Origin of the sequence: Streptomyces sp. NBC_01476, assembly GCF_036227265.1 — a bacterium.
Classification (GTDB): Bacteria; Actinomycetota; Actinomycetes; order Streptomycetales; family Streptomycetaceae; genus Actinacidiphila.
Genome location: NZ_CP109446.1, coordinates 3,346,857 through 3,364,399 on the forward strand (window position 1 = coordinate 3,346,857; position 17,543 = coordinate 3,364,399).

The following is a 17,543-nucleotide window of genomic DNA, read 5'->3' on the forward strand; positions in this document are numbered from 1 at the left end:
CCGCCCACCGGGAACCCCTGCTCGCCCTCAGCGGATTCCGCCCGCAGCGGACCTGAGAGGATGAGCGCATGACGGAGACCACGATCGGGGTGGGCGGGGCGGCCGAGAGCACCGACATGGTGCTGAACATCGGGCCGCAGCACCCTTCGACGCACGGCGTGCTGCGGCTGCGGCTGGTGCTGGACGGGGAGCGGATCCAGCAGGCCGAGCCGATCGTCGGCTATATGCACCGGGGTGCGGAGAAGCTCTTCGAGGCCCGCGACTACCGGCAGATCGTGATGCTCGCCAACCGGCACGACTGGCTGTCGGCGTTCTCCAACGAGCTGGGCGTGGTGATGGCCGTCGAGCGGATGCTCGGCATGGAGGTGCCGGAGCGCGCGGTGTGGACCCGCACCCTGCTCGCCGAGCTGAACCGGGTGCTGAACCACCTGATGTTCCTCGGCTCGTACCCGCTGGAGCTCGGCGGGATCACCCCGATCTTCTACGCGTTCACCGAACGCGAGGAGCTGCAGCGGGTGATGGAGGAGATCTCCGGCGGCCGTATGCACTACATGTTCAACCGGGTCGGCGGCCTCAAGGAGGACCTCCCGGCCGGCTGGCTCGGCCGGGCCCGGCAGGCGGTGGCGGGGATCCGTTCCCGGATGGACCGCTTCGACGACCTGGTGCTGGGCAACGAGATCTTCCGCGCCCGCACCCGCGACGTCGGCGTGCTCAGCCGCGCGGACGTGCACGCGTACGGGGTGAGCGGCCCGATCGCCCGGGGCAGCGGCGTCGACTTCGACCTGCGGCGCGACGAGCCGTACCTGGCGTACGGGCAGTTGCAGGAGACCCTGCGGGTGGTGACCAGGACCGAGGGCGACTGCCTGGCCCGCTTCGAGGTGCTGCTCGGCCAGACGCACAACGCGCTGGACCTCGCGGACGCCTGCCTGGACCGGCTGGCCGGGCTGCCGCCGGGGCCGATCAACCAGCGGCTGCCGAAGGTGCTCAAGGCACCGGAGGGCCACACCTACGCGTGGACCGAGAACCCGCTCGGCCTCAACGGCTACTACCTGGTCTCCAAGGGCGAGAAGACGCCCTACCGGCTCAAGCTCCGCTCGGCGTCCTTCAACAACATCCAGGCGCTGGCCGTACTGCTGCCGGGCCAGCTGGTCGCCGACATGGTGGCGATCCTGGGGTCGATGTTCTTCGTGGTGGGAGACGTCGACAAATAGGGCCAAGTAGCGCCAAGTAAGGCCAAGCAGGGCCAAGTAGCGCCGAGCAGGCCGCCCGGAGCCGGGCGAGCGTCCTCCGGCCGCTCAGCGACAAGCCGGGCGGCCGGGCGGCGGCAAGCCGTCGCCGGTCAGCGACGGCCGCCTGCCACCGGGTGGCGGCCCGTCACGCCTGGGCGCGCAGCTCCGACATGTCGAGCTGTTCCGTCTCGTCGTGGGCCGTGAGGTCGATGACCTCGGACGCGGCCGGCTCGTCGGAGGCCTGCGCGTGCTCGTCCTCCGGCTCACCCGCCCCGCCGGGCTTCTGCGTACCGAAGAAGTCGAACCCGCCGATCGCCCGGTGGGCCGGCACTCCGCCGGACCGCGGCTGGGCGTACGGGAGTACGGCGGCGGCCACCGCGGGCACCAGCTTGTGCTCACGGACCGGCAGCCCGGCCGGCGAGGTCACCGGCACGTTGCCGTCCTCGGCCGCCGCGTGCTTGCCCTGCGGCTCGTCGGCCGCCGCCACGTCCCGGCGCCGCGCCTCCTCGACGGTGGCCTGCGCCTGCTGCTGCGCGCCGTTGCGGGCTAGGTTCTGCAGCGCCTGCTGGGCCTTGAGGAAGGCCGCCGGGCCGATCGGCGACGGGCCGGCGGTGAGGGCCGGCCCACTGCCGCCGCTCTTGACCTGCAGCCGGCGGCGGGCCTCCAGCGCCCGGGCCCGCTCGCTCTCCGCGGTCGCGTACCGCCGCAGCAGGTCGGCGTGTTCGGTCCGCAGCCGGGCGAGTTCGCCCCGCTTGGAGCGGAGCTTCTTCTCCAGCCGGCCGCGCAGCTCGCGCGACTCCTCCAGGTCGGTCTCCAGTTCGGCGACCCGTTCGTCGGCCCGCCACTCGTCCCGTTCGCGGAGCGTCTCCAGTTCGGCGACCCGGCGGCCCGCGGCCCGGTCCCAGCTGCGGGACAGGCCCGCGCCGGCGCACGCGCACAGCGCGGTGACGCCGGTGATCACGCGCAACGCGGTGGTATCACCGGCGAAGAGCGAGGCTGCGGCGAGTGCAATCGCGCAGCCCGCCACGGTGAGCGGCGGCAGTATCCGGTGCAGCGGCTGCGAATGGCGGTGACGTCCACGGGGCATGGCCAGAAATTTAGCGTGCGCGGCCGGTTCGTGGGGCAGCGGGGGGCCGGAATTTTCGCGGGGCTTTGCCCCGCCGATTCCGCACGGCCGCCGGGAAGGGCGTTCACCGGGACCGGTTGCGTTCGCACCGGTCCGGGGAAATGCCCTCCGCGGCGGCCCGCGCGGCTTGTTACCCGGCGGTCGCTACCGGGTCACTACCGGCACTACCGGGTCACTACTGGGTCAGTCCTTTCGACTTCAGGTAGTCCGCGGCCACGTCGGCCGGCTTCTGCCGCTCGCCGTCCACCTTCTCGTTGAGGGAGGTGAGATCGGCCGTGGTGAGGACCGCGGTCAGCTTGTTGAGCGCGTCGGCCACGGCCGGGTCACCGGCGTCCTTGGCATTGACCACCGGCAGCAGGTTGTCCGCGTTCTGCAGGTGCTTGTCGTCGGTGAGCAGCACCAGGTTGTACTGGTCGAGCGTGGCGTCGGTGGTGGTGGTCAGCACCAGTTGGTCGGTGCCGTCCTTGACCGCCTGCTTGGACTGCGGAGTTCCGACGCCCTTCGGGTCGATTCCGGTGATGTCGATGCCGTACTTCGACTTCAGACCGGGTGAGCAGAAGGGGCGGTCGGGGCATTCGTCGCCGGCCGCCAATTTGATCTTGAGACCGCTCGCGCCGAGATCGGAAAGGGTCTTCAGGTGGTGCTGGGCGGCGAAGTCCTTGGTGACCGCGAAGGCGTTCTGGTCGACCGCGTCTCCGGCCGGCAGCACCTTCAGTCCGCGCGGGGTGGCGAGCGTGGTCAGGGCGGCCACGGTGGCCTTCACATCGCCGGAGGCGACCGGCTTCTGGGCCGCCGCGGTGGCGCCGTTCGCCTTGGTGTTGAGGAACTCCGCGAGGGTGGCCGCGTATTCGGGCACCACATCGATCTGGCCCTTCTCCAGGGCCGGTTCGTAGAGCTCGCGGTTGGCCAGGGTCTGCACCTTGGTTTGGTAACCGGCGTCCGAGAGCACCTTGGCGTAGAGCTCGGCGAGCACCGCGCTCTCGGTGAAGCCGGCCGAGCCGACCACCAGGCTCCCCTTGCCGCCGCCACCGCTCGGGGCGGCGGCTGCCGACGAGGCGGAGTCGCCGGAGCCCTTCTTCTCCAGGCTGTCGCCTCCGCACCCGGCCACGCCCGTGAGCAGCAGGGCGGCGGCCACGGCCGTACCGGCGACGCGCACGCGTCCGTTCATGGATTCAGCACTCCTGACATTCCGGACAGTTCGGTAGCGCCGGGCCGATTGCGCCGGCGCATGGGGTCCAGCAGCTTCTGCAGGACCAGGAACACCCCTTCCACCAGCAGGGCGAGGGCGGCGACCAGCACCGCGCCCGCCACCACCTGTGCGGTGATCTGCCGGTTGAAGCCGGCGGTGATGATGCGGCCGAGGCCGCCGAAGCCCGCCATCGCGGCGAGTGTGGCGGTGGCCACGATCTGGACGGCGGCGGACCGGATGCCGGTCCAGATGAGCGGGAAGGCCAGCGGCAGTTCGATCCGGAAGAGCAGCTGGCGGTCGGTCATGCCCATCCCGCGGGCGGCCTCCACCACGTCCCGGTCGGCCTGGCGCATGCCGACATAGGCGTTGGTGATCAGCGGCGGCACGGCGAAAAGCACCAGCGCCACGATCACCGGCCAGTTGCTGCCGGAGCCGATCGCGATCAGCAGCAGGGTCAGCACGGCGAAGGTGGGGATGGCCCGGCCCACGTTGGAGATGTTGACCGCCAGCGCGCCACCCTTGCCGTAGTGGCCCAGCACGATGGCCACCGGCAGCCCGAGGACCAGGGCGATGCCGAGCGAGGCGCCGCTGAAGAAGAGGTGCTCGGCCAGCCGGTGCAGCACCCCGTCGGTGCCGGACCAGTTGGCGCCGGTGGTGAGCCAGTCCCAGGCTCCGCTGATCGCGTTCACGCCGCGGCCACCTTCTCCGCCTCGATCACGGCTTCCGGCCGCCGGATCTTGCGGCGGCGGTGCGTCCAGGGCGTGAGCAGCCACTGCACCCCGAGCAGCAGGGCGTCGGCGATCAGCGCGATCACCACGCAGAGCACGGAGGCGGCGAGCACCTGCGCCTTGAAGTTGCTGGAGATGCCGGAGACCAGCAGATTGCCGAGGCCGCCGTAGTCGATGATCGCGCCGACGGTGGTGAGCGCGACGGTGGAGACGGTGGCGATCCGCAAGCCCGCCATCAGCGCGGGCAGCGCGAGCGGCAGTTCCACCGCGAAGAGCAGCCGCACCGGTCCGTAACCCATCGCGCGGGCCGCCTCCCGTACGTCGTCGGGCACGGCGGCCAGGCCCGCCAGGATGTTCCGGATCAGGATGGTCAGCGAATAGAGCACCAGGCCCGTCACGACCAGTGACGAGGAGATCCCGAACACCGGCAGCAGCAGCGAGAACATCGCCAGGGACGGAATGGTGTAAAGGATCGTGGTGATCGCCAGAACGGGCCCGGAGAGCAGCCGCCAGCGGCGCGCGAGCAACGCCAGCGGGAAGGCGACGAGCAGGCCGATCGCCACCGAGACCGCGGTGATCCAGATGTGCTGGACCGTCGCGTCGGTGAGTTCATGACGGTAGTCACGGAGATATTGCCCGCAGATCCAGTCGTTCGCCGCCAAACAGTTCTTCGCCGCCATGTGTGTCCACCTCCCCCGAAGATTCGCAGGCATGCCCGATCGATCTCAGGCGAGCCTATCCTCGGGGACTGACAATCGGCCGATCCCGCCATACAGCCGCAACACTCCCGCCATATTCGACCCGCAGAGTGCTGGAGCGTGTGCGGGAGAACACACGTGAGTGGGGTGAGTACGGTGGTGTACCGGGCCGTCCGAACAGTTGAGGACTCATGATCCGATTCGAGAACGTCAGCAAGCGCTACCCCGACGGCACCACCGCGGTGGACGACCTGTCGTTCGAGGTCAACGACGGTGAGCTGGTCACCCTGGTCGGCCCGTCCGGCTGCGGGAAAACGACCACGATGAAGATGGTGAACCGGCTGATCGAGCCGACATCGGGCCGGATTCTCCTCGACGGCGAGGACATAGCGGGTATCGAACCGGTAAAGCTGCGGCGCCGGATCGGCTATGTGATCCAGCAGGTCGGGCTTTTCCCGCACAAGACGATCCTGGAGAACACCGCGACGGTGCCGGCGCTGCTCGGCTGGAAGAAGCCGGCCGCGCGTGAACGCGCGGCGGAACTCCTGGAGTTGGTGGGCCTTGATCCGAAGACCTTCGGTTCCCGCTATCCGGATCAGCTCTCCGGCGGGCAGCAGCAGCGGGTCGGAGTGGCCCGGGCACTCGCCGCGGATCCGCCGGTATTGCTGATGGACGAACCCTTCGGAGCGGTCGACCCGGTGGTGCGTGAACGGCTCCAGACGGAATTCCTCAACCTGCAGGAACGCGTCAGGAAAACCGTGCTTTTCGTCACGCACGACATCGAGGAGGCGGTACGCCTCGGTGACCGGATGGCGGTCTACGGCACCGGGCGCATCGAGCAGTTCGACACCCCGGCGACGGTCCTGGGGGCTCCCGCGACGCCCTATGTGGCGGAGTTCGTCGGCTCCGACCGCGGGCTGAAGCGGCTGTCGGTGACCACGATCGAGCCGGACGACCTGGAGCAGCCGCCGAAGGTGCGGCTGGACGACCCGGTGGAGGCGGCTGCCGCCCTGCTGCGGGCCTCGGGGTCACGGTGGGCGGTGGTGCTCGACCCGGCGGGGGAACTCCACGGCTGGGTGCGGCTGGAGACGCTGGAGGCACTGCCCGCCGCCAAGGGCGGCACGGTGCGCGCGTACGCCCGGCGGATGGAGGCGTGGGTCCCGGTCGGGGCGTCGCTGAAGCAGGCGTTCGCGGCGATGCTGAGTTACGACGCGGGGTGGATCGCGGTCCTGGACGGCGCGCGGTTCGTGGGGGTGCTCACCCCGGCCCGGCTGCACGAGGCGCTGCGGCGGTCCATCGACGCGGACTCCGCCGGAGTGGCCCGGGCCACGGTGACCATCGACTCCATCGGCTGACCCGCACGCGCCCGGTCCCCCGCCGTCCCCGTCCCCCCGGCCGCCTGCCCGCTAGCCGGCTATGTGGGGGGTGGGGACCGTGGGTTCGCCGGTCGGCGGGGTCACCGGGAGTCCGGCCTCGCGCCACGCCTGGAAGCCGCCCTCCAGGTCGGTGGCGCGGTGCAGGCCCAGGGTGTGCAGGGAGGCGGCGGCCAGCGAGGAGGCGTATCCCTCGTTGCAGATGACGACGACCTGGAGGTCATGGCCGGTCGCCTGGGGGACGCGGTGGGGGCTGCGCGGGTCGAGGCGCCATTCGAGTTCGTTCCGCTCGACGATGACGGCCCCGGGGATGGTGCCGTCCCGGTCGCGCAGCGCCCCGTAGCGGATGTCGACGAGCAGGGCCCCGCCGGCCGCGGCGGTGGCCGCCTCGGCCGGCGTGACCCGGACGTACCCCTCGCGGACTGCCGCCAGATGCTCCTCGATGGAGGCGGGCATCACCACTCCTCGGGCTGTTCCACCAGTTCGAGGCGGAGCGTAGTGCCCTTGCGGCTGTAGCGGCGGATCAGCGGCAGCGGCGGGTAGTAGGCGTGCACGGAGACCGCGTGGCTGCTCTCCGAGCGGTTCTCCACCTGGTGCACGTGGTTGCGGCCGAACGCCCGGCCCTGGCCCTCGGGGAGGATGCGCACCCGGTCCAGGCCCTCGGCGAGTTCCAGCGACCGCCAGCCCTCGGTGGGCAGCGGTACGGACAGGGACTGCTCGGTGAGTTCGCCCGCCGCGGTGACGAAGACGCCGTACGAGCCGCCGTGGTCGTGCCAGCCGGTCTCCGCGCCGGGCGGCCAGCCGATCAGCCACGCCTCGCAGCCGCCGGGTCCCTCCAGACGGATCCAGGTGCGGCCTTCGGGGTCGAGCGGGAGTTCACCGACCAGCGCGGGGTCGGCGGCCACCGAGCGGGCGAAGTCGAGCAGGTCGGCGGCGGACGGGGCAGTCGTGGGTTCGGTGGAGGTCGTCAAGGGGAGCCACCCGGTGAGGAGGTCGCGTCACCGCACGGGCATGAGCTCCGGAGCGTGCGCGAAGGTGAATGGTGGACCGAGGGCGCGCGTCAGCGCGCGGCGGTACAGACGCAGCCCGCGTACCGGAGCAGGTCCAGATGGACCCTCCGGTGCAGTCGCCGACCGATGCCATTCACGTAACGGACTGAACCATGGCAGCACCCCACCGGTCAAGCCGGGGCGGGACGGATCACCTGCGGTGGTGCTGCTGTGCACCAACGTGCTGCGTGTCGTCATCGTCGGGCAGCTTGCAGACCCGTTCCAGGAACATCGCGGCGGCGATCACCGCGATGGCGGCGAGCACCGCGAAGCCCGCGTAGATCGCCTGCTGCCGGCGCGGGTCCATGTCGAGCCGGTACATCACGAGGAAGACGCCGGTGCCGCCGTACAGCCCGGACACCAGGGCCGCGACGAGCGCACTGGCCTGGCCGAAGACCACCGAGCGGGCGGCGGCCAGCGGGTCCACGCCCTTGGCGCCCGGACGCCGTTCGCGCTGGGCGCGCAAGCGGGCGCGCAGCGACAGTGCGGTCGCGAAGAGGGCGACCGCGATCAGCGCCAGCACGATCGGCGCGGCCACCGGGACCCCGGGCAGCGTGCCCACACTGTCCCAGAGCCGGGCCACCGACCACGAGAGCACCAACGCGACCGCGAAGACCCCCACCAGCGTCCTGATCCGCAGCGTCCTCACCGAGTGCCCGCCTCCACGTCCTGTGCCCGTCCTCGCCGATTGCCGCTGCCGCGTACCGGTGCTTCCGCCGTGCCGGCGTTCACCACCGGCGCCTCCTGCCCAACGTTTACTCGGGCAGCCGGAGTTCCACGTCGGTGCGGCGCCGTACCCCCGTGTCGCCGAGCGGGCCGAGCAGCTCCGCGATCGGGCCGTGGCCGGGCAGCTCGGCGGCCGGCTCCACGTCGTACCACGGTACGAGGACGAAGGCCCGTTCGTGGGCCCGGGGGTGCGGCAGGGTGAGTTCCGGGTCCTCGGAGCGCACGCCCTGGTACGCCACGATGTCCACGTCGATGGTGCGCGCCGCCCAGCGCTCGCCGCGCACCCGGTGGAACGCCTCCTCGATCGCGTGGCCGCGTTCCAGCAGCGAGTCCGGCGGGAGAGTGGTGCGGACCAGCACCACGGCGTTGAAGTAGCTGGGCTGGCTGCCGGCCGGCACGCCCCACGGGTCGGTCTCGTAGACCGGGGAGACGGCCCTGACCCGTACGCCCGGGGTGTCCTCCAGGGCGTCGACCGCGCCCTGCAGGGTCTCCAGCCGGTTGCCGAGGTTGGCGCCGAGCGCGATCACCGCGGTCCTGGGGTTGCTCAGCGTGCTGTCGGCGGCGTCGACCCGCGCCACCACGAAGGCGGGGACCGGCTGCACGGTGGGGTCCTCGGCGGGCCCGTCGTGGTCGTTCCAGCCAGAGGGCTCGGGGTTCTCCGCGGTCACGGGCGCCTCCGGGTGATGGTCACGGTCACGTCGTCGAAGGGCACGGTGATCGGGGCGTCCGGTTTGTGCACGGTCACCTCCACCTCTTCGACGAGTTCATGCCCCAGGCATGTGTCCGCGATGCGCTGGGCGAGGGTCTCGATGAGATTGACCGGTTCGCCCGCCACGACGGCTGCGACCTGTTCGGCCAGCACACCGTAGTGCACGGTCCGGGAGAGGTCGTCACCGGCCGCCGCGGGTGCGGTGTCCAGGCTCAGCGCCAGGTCGACGACGAAGGTCTGGCCGTCCTCCCGCTCGTGCTGGAACACCCCGTGGTTGCCGCGGATACGCAGTCCGCGCAGTGTCACCCGGTCCACTTCACTCACTCCTCCGTGTCCGTACCGCCGCCGGGTCCGCCGGGTCCGTCGAGGCCGTCGAGACCACCGGGCCCGTCCAGCCCGTCCAGGCCGTCCAGCCCGTCGAGGCCGCCCGGGGTGTCCTCCGGACTCTCGGACTCGTCGTCGTCATCGTCCTCGGCGAGCACCGGGGAGCCGTGGTGGACCCACAGCCGCCAGCCGTCCGAGGTGCGGCGGAAGACGTTCGTGGCCACGACCAGGCCGCCGACCAGGCTGCCCGCCGAGCCGTCCTCCTCGGCGGGCCCGCCGGTGAGGATGTTCTCGGTGCAGGTGACCAGCGCGGTGTCACCGTCGACGGCCACCTCGACGTCGGTGAGGAAGAACTGGATGTACTCGGTGTTCGCCATGATCAGCGCGTACGAGCGCATCACCTCGCGGCGCCCGCGCAGCGCCGGCCAGCCGGGGTGCACCACGGTGACCGACTCGGCCAGCGGGCCGTCCAGCACCACGGACTCCAGCGCGTCCAGGTCGGAGGTCTCCACGGCGTCGTAGAACGCCTGGTTGCTGCGCTCGGCGGCGCGGGCCTCGGCGGTGCGCGGCGTCACGCGGCGGCCTCGATGGCGCGCGCCACCCGGACCGCGTCGGCGCTGGCGTGCACCTCGTGCACGCGGACCGCCCAGGCGCCCTCCCGGGCGGCGATGGCGGTCACCGCGGCGGTGGCCGCGTCGCGTTCCCTGGCCGGCGGCGGGTCGCCGGCCGCCCCGGCCAGGATCCGGCCGAGGAACCGCTTGCGGGAGGCGGCCACCAGCAGCGGGCGGCCCAGCGCGGACAGTTGCGGGAGGTGCGCCAGCAGGGTCAGGTCGTGCTCGGCGCCCTTGGCGAAGCCCAGGCCCGGGTCGAGCACGATCCGCTCGGGCGCGATGCCGCCGGCCACCGCCCGGTCCAGGCCGTCACGCAGTTCCGCGACGACTTCGCCGAGCACGTCGTCGTAGACCGCCCGGTTGTTCATGTCGATGCTCTGGCCGCGCCAGTGCATGACCACGAACGGCATCCCGGTGGCGGCGACCGCCGGGATCATCGCGGGGTCGGCGAGGCCGCCGCTGACGTCGTTGACCAGCCGGGCGCCGGCCGCGACCGCCTGCTCGGCGACCGTGGCCCGCATGGTGTCGACGCTGACCAGGACGCCGGTGGCGGCGAGTTCGCGGACCACCGGGATGACCCGGCGCAGTTCCTCCGCCTCGTCCACCCGCCGGGCCCCGGGCCGGGTGGACTCACCGCCGACGTCGACCAGGTCCGCGCCCTGCGCGACCAGGTCGAGGCCGTGCTTGACGGCGAGTTCGGGGTCGAAGAACCGTCCGCCGTCGGAGAAGGAGTCGGGGGTGACGTTCACCACGCCCATGACCGCGCAGCGGTCCCACTCCGGCAGCCCGCGCGGGCCGGTCCGAGCCTGTGCCGTATTCATGGACGTAACCATGGGGCCCAGCGTACGGGTCAGACGACCGCGGTCTCCTTGCGCGGGTCCGAGGCGCGCGCGCCGGTCCCGGCGCCGGTCTCCGTGCCGCTCCCGGCACCCGTCCCGGCACCCGTTCCAGCGGCTGCCGCCGCACCCGTGGCGTACCCGCACGGCCGGGGGCGGCCCAGCCGCCCGGCCCGGCTCGGCAGGAAGCGCTGGAGGGCGGCCGGCAGCGGCAGCGAGAGGGTGACGAAGCCCTCGGCCTGCATGATCGCGAAGCCGATCCTGGGCAGGTCGCGGGAGTTGGGGAAGACCAGGAACCGGGGCACCCACTCCGGCTGGAACTTCGCGTTGAACTTGTACAGCGACTCGATCTGGAACCAGCGGGAGAGGAAGACCAGCAGGCCCCGCCAGCCGCGCAGCACCGGCCCGGCGCCGATCCGCTCGCCGCGGGCCAGCGCGGAGCGGAACATCGCGAAGTTCAGCGAGACCCGCCGCACGCCGAGGCCGGGCGCCTGCTGGAGGGCGGCGACGATCAGCAGCTCGTTGAGCCCGGGGTCGGCGGCGCGGTCCCGGCGCATCAGTTCGAGCGACATGCCGTCGGCGCCCCAGGGCACGAAGTGCAGGACGGCCCGCAGGTCGCCGAGTTCGGGGTGGGCGGCGCCCTCCTCGCGCTCCTTGTGGGCGGTGACCACCACGCAGTCCCCGTCCGCGTCCTCGCCGAAGCGGCCGAGCGCCATCGAGAAGCCGCGTTCGGTGTCGGTGCCGCGCCAGGCGTCCGCGGCCAGCCGTACCCGCTGCTTCTCGGCCTCGGAGAGCTCCCGCACCCGGCGCACCCGGCAGACGTATCCGGCCCGCTCGATCCGCTTGACCATCTGCCGTACGTTCCGCATCGCGCGGCCCTGCAGGGTGAAGGCGGCGGTGTCCACGATGGCCTCGTCGCCGAGTTCCAGGGCGTCCAGGGCGGTCTCCCGGGTCCACACCTCACCGCCGGTCTCGCTGCAGCCGACCACGGCGGGCAGCCAGGCGTGGGCGCGGGCCAGCGCCATGAACTCGTCGATCGCGCCGGGCCACGCCTCGACGTCGCCGATCGGGTCGCCGCTGGCCAGTGCCACACCGGACACCACCCGGTAGCAGACCGCGGCCTTGCCGCTGGGCGAGAAGACCACCGACTTGTCGCGGCGCAGCGCGAAGTGGCCGAGCGAGTCGCGGGCGCCGTGCCGGGCCAGCAGGGCGCGCAGCCGGTCCTCGTCCTCGGCGCTGAGCTCGGCCACCGGGCGGGCCGGCCGCAGCACCAGGTAGACCGTCGAGCAGGCGATGAGCAGGCCCAGGCCGCCGAGCGAGTAGCCGACGACGTCGCCGACCCGGTCGCTGGTGTAGTGCACCGGGCCCTCGAAGCCGAAGAGGCCGTAGAGCACGTGCCGGCAGCGGGCGAGGAAGCCGGGGTTGCCGCTCTCCATCGCCGGGTGGGCGCTGGTGATGACCAGGCCGAGACCGAAGGCGAAGGCGCTCAGCGCGACGAAGTTGACCGCCGCCCGCCACCGGGTGCGCGGGTCGGAGAGCGCGGTGAACTGCGCGCGGTGCTTGATCAGCAGCGCCATGAGCCCGAAGGAGACCAGCACGCCGAAGAGGGAGTGCCGGTAGATCAGCTGGGTGGCGGCGCCCACCGGGAGCAGTGCGACGGCGGCCCACCAGGCACGCTGCTTGCCGCGCTTGAGGCCGTGCGCGAGCATCAGCAGCAGGATGCCGGTGACCACCGAGGTGGCGGCGGCCAGTGAGCTGACGGTGCCGGGGAAGACCGCCGCCATGTGGTGCATCCGGCCGGTGCGGAAGGCCGGGAAGACCGCGGAGACCACGTCGAGCAGACCGATCACCGAGGTGGCGGTGCCGATGATCTTGGGGACGGCGGAGGACGGCGGCAGGCCGCGCAGGCCGCGCGAACGCTCCTCCTTGGCGCCGTCGTCACGGGAGCGCTCGTCACGGGAGCGCTCGTCACGAGGGCGCTCGTCACGGGAGCGGTCTTCGCGGGAGCGGTCGTCACCGGATCGGTCTTCGCGGGTACGGTCGCGGTCGCGCGTACGGTCAGCGGACATGGGCACGACCCGCATTCTGCTCTGATGACGGCGATTTCCGCACTCTAGGACGTCAACGCGACCCCAAGGGTTCCCTTTGCCGTGGGCAAGCCTTCGCCGGCCGGTCGCCGCCTCAGCCGCGGGCCATGATCAGGCTCATCGCCTCGGCCCGGGTCGCCGGGTGCAGCAGCTGGCCGCGCACCGCCGAGGTGATCGTCTTCGCCCCGGGCTTGCGCACCCCGCGCATGGTCATGCACATGTGCTCGCACTCCACCACCACGATCACCCCGCGCGGCTCCAGGATCCGCATCAGCGCGTCGGCGACCTGGGTGGTCAGCCGCTCCTGGACCTGCGGGCGGCGGGCGTAGACGTCGACCAGCCGGGCCAGCTTGGACAGGCCGGTGATCTTCCCGCTGGTGGACGGGATGTAGCCGACGTGGGCGACACCGACGAACGGCACCAGGTGGTGCTCGCAGGACGACATCACCTCGATGTCCTTCACCAGCACCATCTCGTCGTGCCCGATGTCGAAGGTGGTGGTCAGCACGTCCTCGGGCTGCTGCCACAGACCGCTGAATATCTCCCGGTAGGAGCGGGCCACCCGGGCCGGGGTCTCGCGCAGGCCCTCGCGGTCCGGGTCCTCGCCGACCGCGATCAGCAGCTCCCGCACCGCGGCCGCGACCCGCTTCTCGTCGAACTCGCCGATGGCGCCTTCGCCGTCGAGCGTCACGGGATCGGTCATGGGTGCCTCGTTCCTTGATACGTGCTGGTCAGCGCGGCCACAGGTCACCGCCGGGCGTGACTGCGGCCCCAAGGTTAGAACCCTGGGGCCGCGGTACGCATTCCGGTGTCACCCGGTCACGGTGGTGCTCAGCTCTCCGGACGGTCCTCCGGCAGGTCCACCGGCTCGGTGGGCTTGTTGGTGGAGACCGGGCCGTTCCCGTTGCCGATCGCGGGCTGCGAGCCGTTGGTCAGCGCCAGCTCGCGCGGCGAGAGCACCGGCGGGCGGGTGGACGGGGTGCGGCGGGCGGAGCCGGTCCAGGCCGGACGCGGCGGACGCTTGACGATCGGGGCGAAGATCTGGGCGATCTCCTCCTTGTTCAGCGTCTCCCGCTCCAGCAGGGCCATCACGAGGGCGTCGAGCACATCCCGGTTCTCGACCAGGATCTCCCACGCCTCGTTGTGCGCCGTCTCGATGAGCTTCTTGACCTCTTCGTCGACCAGCCCGGCGACCTCTTCCGAGTAGTCGCGCTGGTGACCCATCTCACGGCCCAGGAACGGCTCGGAGTTCTCCGAACCGAACTTGATCGCACCCAGCCGCTCGGTCATGCCGTACTGCGTGACCATGGCGCGGGCGGTGGCGGTGGCCTTCTCGATGTCGTTCGAGGCGCCGGTGGTCGGGTCGTGGAAGACGAGTTCCTCCGCGGCCCGGCCGCCCATCATGTAGGCGAGCTGGTCCAGCATCTCGTTGCGCGTGGTGGAGTACTTGTCCTCGTCGGGCAGCACCATGGTGTAACCCAGGGCGCGGCCACGGGACAGGATGGTCACCTTGTGCACCGGGTCGGAGTTGGGGGAAGCCGCCGCGACCAGGGCGTGTCCGCCCTCGTGGTACGCGGTGATCTTCTTCTCCTTGTCCGACATGATCCGGGTGCGCTTCTGCGGACCGGCCACCACGCGGTCGATGGCCTCATCCAGCGTGTTGTTGTCGATGACCTTCTTGTTGCTCCGGGCGGTCAGCAGCGCGGCCTCGTTGAGCACGTTGCTCAGGTCGGCGCCGGTGAAACCGGGGGTGCGGCGGGCGACGGCCATCAGGTCGACGTCCGGTGCGACCGGCTTGCCCTTCTGGTGCACGGTGAGGATCTCCAGGCGGCCCTGGAGGTCCGGCGGGTCGACCGCGATCTGCCGGTCGAAGCGGCCCGGGCGCAGCAGCGCCGGGTCGAGAATGTCCGGCCGGTTGGTGGCGGCGATCAGGATCACGCCGCCCTTCACGTCGAAGCCGTCCATCTCGACGAGCAGCTGGTTCAGCGTCTGCTCGCGCTCGTCGTGACCGCCGCCGAGGCCCGCACCGCGGTGCCGGCCGACAGCGTCGATCTCGTCGACGAAGACGATCGCCGGGGCGTTCGCCTTGGCCTGCTCGAAGAGGTCACGGACCCGGGAGGCACCGACGCCGACGAACATCTCGACGAAGTCGGAACCGGAGATCGAGTAGAACGGCACGCCCGCCTCACCCGCGACAGCACGCGCGAGCAGGGTCTTGCCGGTGCCGGGGCGGCCGTAGAGCAGCACACCCTTGGGGATCTTGGCGCCGACTGCCTGGAACTTGGCGGGTTCCTGCAGGAACTCCTTGATCTCCTGGAGCTCCTCCACCGCCTCGTCGCAGCCGGCCACGTCGGAGAACGTGGTCTTCGGCGTGTCCTTGGTGATCAGCTTGGCCTTGGACTTCCCGAACTGCATGACGCGGGACCCGCCGCCTTGCATCTGGTTCATCAGGAAGAGGAAGACCACCACGATCAGTACGAACGGCAGCAGCGAGAGCAGGATGCCGACGAAGGCGTTCTGCTTGGACTGCGAGACCGTGTACTTGTCCTGGAGCTGGACGCCCTTGACCTTGCCGTCCACGATGTTCTGCAGATTGGCGGCGATGGCAGCGCCCTGGTCGCCGATGTAGCTGGCCCTGACCTTGCTGCTGCCCTCGATCTTGACGCCGTTCTTGAGCTGGACCTTGATGGAGTTGTCGTCTCCGGTCGTCAGCTCGGCGGATTTGGCCTGATTGGTGTCGATCGCGTGCAGTACCGCGCCGGTGTCCACCGTCTTGTAGCCGCCGCCGGACCCGACGACCTGCATCAGCACGACCACGGCGAGGACAGCCAGCACGATCCACATCACTGGCCCACGGAAATAGCGCTTCACGTCCATCCATGCGGGGCGACTTCGCCCCGTCCCTCCTGCCACAGTGAGGCAGCGGCGCCGTTCGGCGACGCGTGCATCCGGTGTTGTATTGACCCGACCTTCGGACGGTACCCCAGCATTGTCACCCGAGGTTGCCGCCGACCGTTAACAATCCCGCTTTCCCCTGCTCCAACGGCGGGAAACCGGTCGGGGTTCCCGCTGCCCCGTGTGCCGGTTCTCATACGGCTCTCATCTGGCGTCAGCCGCCGTACACGTGCGGCGCCAGGGTGCCGACGAAGGGCAGATTGCGGTACTTCTCGGCGTAATCCAGGCCGTACCCCACCACGAACTCGTTGGGGATGTCGAAGCCGGTGTACTTCACCTCGATCTCGACCTTGGCCGCGTCGGGCTTGCGCAGCAGGGTGCAGACCTCCAGGGAGGCGGGTCCGCGCGATCCGAGGTTGCTGATCAGCCAGGAGAGGGTCAGGCCGGAGTCGATGATGTCCTCGACGATCAGGACGTCCCGGCCGGCGATGTCGGTGTCCAGGTCTTTCAGGATGCGCACGACACCGGAGGACTTGGTGCCGGCGCCGTAGGAGGACACCGCCATCCAGTCCATGGTGACCTTGCTGGACAGGGCGCGGGCCAGGTCGGCCATCACCATGACCGCGCCCTTGAGCACTCCGACGATCAGCAGGTCCTTGCCCGCGTAGTCCCGGTCGATCTCGGCGGCCAGCTCGATCAGCTTCGCGTCGATCTCTGCCTTGGAGATGAGCACCTTTTCCAGATCGGCGCCCATGTCGTTCTCGTTCACTGCGCGGTACGTCCTCAGGTATGCGGCTCTACGACGGCGTGAAGAACAGTCTGCCATTCGCCCTCAGCGCGGCGACGCCGCCCGGCAGGTTGATGGCTTTCTGCCCGTGCCAGTCGGTCACCAGCCGGTCGACCTCCTCGATGTGACGGGCGAAGAGGAAGCCGGGTGAGGAGCCGGCCGCGATGGCGGTACGGCGCAGCACGCGCCGCCGCACGGCAGGCGGCAGCGTGCGCAGCCGCAGGACGTCCAGGCTGCCGTCGGCGCCGGCCGCCTGCCCCTGGGCGTCGGCGGCCCACTGGTCGAGCGCGTCGGCGTCGTCCCGGGAGAGCTGGGCGGTGCGGGCCAGTGCTTCGACGACGCCCTTGCCGAGGGACTTCTCCAGCACGGGCAGCGCTTCGTGCCGGACCCGGGAGCGGGTGTAGGCGGGGTCGTGGTTGTGGGGGTCCTCCCATACGGAGATGCCCTGGGCGAGGCAGCCCTGCCGTACGGTGTCGCGGTCGAGCAGCAGGAAGGGGCGGCGGTAGCGGCCGTTCACCGGGGCCATGCCCGACAGCGAGCGGGTGCCGGAGCCGCGGGCAAGGCCCAGCAGCACGGTCTCCGCCTGGTCGTCGCGGGTGTGGCCGAGCAGCACTGCGGCGGCGCCGCGGCGCTCCGCGGTGTCGTCGAGCGCGGCGTAACGGGCGTCACGGGCGGCGGCCTCCGGGCCGCCCTGGCGGCCGACGGTCACGCCGACGGCGTCGACCGGGTCGAGGCCGAGGGCGCGGAGCCGTTCGGCGACCTCGACGGCGCGGCCGGCCGAACCGGCCTGCAGGCCGTGGTCGACGGTGACCGCGCCGGCGCGTACGCCGAGTCGGGGGGCTTCGAAGGCGAGGGCGGCGGCGAGCGCCATCGAGTCGGCTCCGCCGCTGACCGCGGCGAGCACGAGGGGCGGGTGGTCGGTGGCGTCGGTGGTGCCGGGCGTTTCACGGGCAGCGGTGAGCACGTCGTTCAGGACGCGGCGGACCGCCAGGCGTATCGCCGCGACCGTGGGGTGGGGTCCCATCTCCGGTTCCCTCCAGGGGAGGTCGTGGGGTGCTTCGGGGAGCGCTACGGGGAGCGACGGAAGCAGGGTGGGTGACGCAGGGTATTCAGATGGTGACAGAAGACCGGGCATTACCCGAGCATCGCACGCGCTACCCCGCGCGTACGGTCCCT

The 17,543-nt window shown here is 71.3% G+C and carries 18 protein-coding genes; 2 read left to right on the plus strand and 16 right to left on the minus strand.

Going from position 1 to position 17,543, the window contains the following annotated elements; translation table 11 throughout:
- Positions 1-68: 68 nt before the first annotated feature.
- Positions 69-1,211, plus strand: a complete 1,143-nt coding sequence (locus OG552_RS14875) for an NADH-quinone oxidoreductase subunit D (protein WP_329133068.1) — start codon at positions 69-71, stop codon at positions 1,209-1,211.
- Between the two features lie 163 nt (positions 1,212-1,374).
- Here OG552_RS14875 and OG552_RS14880 read toward each other — a convergent pair whose 3' ends face one another.
- The 4 genes from OG552_RS14880 to OG552_RS14895 all read right to left on the minus strand — a co-directional run bounded on the left by OG552_RS14880 (position 1,375) and on the right by OG552_RS14895 (position 4,952).
- A complete protein-coding gene (locus OG552_RS14880; RefSeq protein ID WP_329133070.1) occupies positions 1,375-2,316 on the minus strand; it encodes a hypothetical protein in 942 nt (313 codons plus the stop codon).
- A 214-nt stretch (positions 2,317-2,530) separates the two neighbouring features.
- Entirely contained in the window at positions 2,531-3,523 is a 993-nt protein-coding gene (locus tag OG552_RS14885; protein ID WP_329133072.1) for an ABC transporter substrate-binding protein, read from the minus strand.
- Positions 3,520-4,233, minus strand: a complete 714-nt coding sequence (locus OG552_RS14890) for an ABC transporter permease (RefSeq protein ID WP_329133074.1) — start codon at positions 4,231-4,233, stop codon at positions 3,520-3,522. Before OG552_RS14890 ends, OG552_RS14885 begins: the two co-directional genes overlap by 4 nt.
- Positions 4,230-4,952, minus strand: a complete 723-nt coding sequence (locus tag OG552_RS14895) for an ABC transporter permease (protein ID WP_329133076.1) — start codon at positions 4,950-4,952, stop codon at positions 4,230-4,232. Before OG552_RS14895 ends, OG552_RS14890 begins: the two co-directional genes overlap by 4 nt.
- Positions 4,953-5,161: 209 nt before the next feature.
- Between OG552_RS14895 and OG552_RS14900 the strand changes: the two genes are divergently transcribed.
- On the plus strand, positions 5,162-6,325 hold the full coding sequence (locus OG552_RS14900) for an ABC transporter ATP-binding protein (protein WP_329133078.1): 1,164 nt from the start codon (positions 5,162-5,164) through the stop codon (positions 6,323-6,325).
- Positions 6,326-6,376: 51 nt separating this feature from the next.
- On the opposite strand, the gene OG552_RS14905 is transcribed toward OG552_RS14900, so the two are convergent.
- The 12 genes from OG552_RS14905 to tilS form a co-directional block, all read right to left on the minus strand.
- A complete protein-coding gene (locus OG552_RS14905; protein ID WP_329133080.1) occupies positions 6,377-6,799 on the minus strand; it encodes a rhodanese-like domain-containing protein in 423 nt (140 codons plus the stop codon).
- The gene (locus tag OG552_RS14910; RefSeq protein ID WP_329133082.1) at positions 6,799-7,314 is read right to left on the minus strand and encodes a cysteine dioxygenase; all 516 of its coding nucleotides are present in this window, start codon (positions 7,312-7,314) and stop codon (positions 6,799-6,801) included. The genes OG552_RS14905 and OG552_RS14910 overlap by 1 nt, the downstream gene beginning before the upstream one ends.
- Before the next feature lie 229 nt (positions 7,315-7,543).
- On the minus strand, positions 7,544-8,041 hold the full coding sequence (locus OG552_RS14915) for a DUF3180 domain-containing protein (protein WP_329133084.1): 498 nt from the start codon (positions 8,039-8,041) through the stop codon (positions 7,544-7,546).
- 106 nt (positions 8,042-8,147) lie between these two features.
- Entirely contained in the window at positions 8,148-8,786 is a 639-nt protein-coding gene (gene folK, locus OG552_RS14920; RefSeq protein ID WP_329133086.1) for a 2-amino-4-hydroxy-6-hydroxymethyldihydropteridine diphosphokinase, read from the minus strand.
- On the minus strand, positions 8,783-9,142 hold the full coding sequence (gene folB / locus OG552_RS14925) for a dihydroneopterin aldolase (RefSeq protein ID WP_329133088.1): 360 nt from the start codon (positions 9,140-9,142) through the stop codon (positions 8,783-8,785). The genes folK and folB overlap by 4 nt, the downstream gene beginning before the upstream one ends.
- A 5-nt stretch (positions 9,143-9,147) precedes the next feature.
- Complete coding sequence (locus tag OG552_RS14930; protein ID WP_329133090.1) at positions 9,148-9,726, minus strand: nuclear transport factor 2 family protein; 579 nt, start codon at positions 9,724-9,726, stop codon at positions 9,148-9,150.
- Positions 9,723-10,595 carry a dihydropteroate synthase gene (gene folP / locus OG552_RS14935; protein ID WP_329133093.1) on the minus strand — a complete coding sequence of 291 codons (873 nt, stop codon included), beginning with the start codon at positions 10,593-10,595 and terminating at the stop codon, positions 9,723-9,725. The genes OG552_RS14930 and folP overlap by 4 nt, the downstream gene beginning before the upstream one ends.
- 17 nt (positions 10,596-10,612) lie before the next feature.
- Positions 10,613-12,667, minus strand: a complete 2,055-nt coding sequence (locus OG552_RS14940; protein WP_329140832.1) for a phosphatidylglycerol lysyltransferase domain-containing protein — start codon at positions 12,665-12,667, stop codon at positions 10,613-10,615.
- A gap of 112 nt (positions 12,668-12,779) precedes the next feature.
- The gene (gene folE, locus OG552_RS14945) at positions 12,780-13,388 is read right to left on the minus strand and encodes a GTP cyclohydrolase I FolE (protein ID WP_329133095.1); all 609 of its coding nucleotides are present in this window, start codon (positions 13,386-13,388) and stop codon (positions 12,780-12,782) included.
- 128 nt (positions 13,389-13,516) lie between these two features.
- Positions 13,517-15,562 carry an ATP-dependent zinc metalloprotease FtsH gene (gene ftsH / locus OG552_RS14950; RefSeq protein WP_329133097.1) on the minus strand — a complete coding sequence of 682 codons (2,046 nt, stop codon included), beginning with the start codon at positions 15,560-15,562 and terminating at the stop codon, positions 13,517-13,519.
- Between the two features lie 232 nt (positions 15,563-15,794).
- On the minus strand, positions 15,795-16,349 hold the full coding sequence (gene hpt, locus OG552_RS14955; protein WP_329133099.1) for a hypoxanthine phosphoribosyltransferase: 555 nt from the start codon (positions 16,347-16,349) through the stop codon (positions 15,795-15,797).
- A gap of 28 nt (positions 16,350-16,377) precedes the next feature.
- Complete coding sequence (tilS, locus tag OG552_RS14960) at positions 16,378-17,391, minus strand: tRNA lysidine(34) synthetase TilS (RefSeq protein ID WP_329133101.1); 1,014 nt, start codon at positions 17,389-17,391, stop codon at positions 16,378-16,380.
- Positions 17,392-17,543: the final 152 nt, after the last annotated feature.

Coding starts and splice junctions, on each gene's coding strand:
- OG552_RS14875 (WP_329133068.1), top strand. CDS start 69: ATGACGGAGACCACGATCGGGGTGGGCGGGGCGGCCGAGAGCACCGAC.
- OG552_RS14880 (WP_329133070.1), bottom strand. CDS start 2,316: ATGCCCCGTGGACGTCACCGCCATTCGCAGCCGCTGCACCGGATACTG.
- OG552_RS14885 (WP_329133072.1), bottom strand. CDS start 3,523: ATGAACGGACGCGTGCGCGTCGCCGGTACGGCCGTGGCCGCCGCCCTG.
- OG552_RS14895 (WP_329133076.1), bottom strand. CDS start 4,952: ATGGCGGCGAAGAACTGTTTGGCGGCGAACGACTGGATCTGCGGGCAA.
- OG552_RS14900 (WP_329133078.1), top strand. CDS start 5,162: ATGATCCGATTCGAGAACGTCAGCAAGCGCTACCCCGACGGCACCACC.
- OG552_RS14905 (WP_329133080.1), bottom strand. CDS start 6,799: ATGCCCGCCTCCATCGAGGAGCATCTGGCGGCAGTCCGCGAGGGGTAC.
- folP (WP_329133093.1), bottom strand. CDS start 10,595: ATGGTTACGTCCATGAATACGGCACAGGCTCGGACCGGCCCGCGCGGG.
- OG552_RS14940 (WP_329140832.1), bottom strand. CDS start 12,667: ATGTCCGCTGACCGTACGCGCGACCGCGACCGTACCCGCGAAGACCGA.
- folE (WP_329133095.1), bottom strand. CDS start 13,388: ATGACCGATCCCGTGACGCTCGACGGCGAAGGCGCCATCGGCGAGTTC.
- ftsH (WP_329133097.1), bottom strand. CDS start 15,562: ATGGACGTGAAGCGCTATTTCCGTGGGCCAGTGATGTGGATCGTGCTG.
- tilS (WP_329133101.1), bottom strand. CDS start 17,391: ATGGGACCCCACCCCACGGTCGCGGCGATACGCCTGGCGGTCCGCCGC.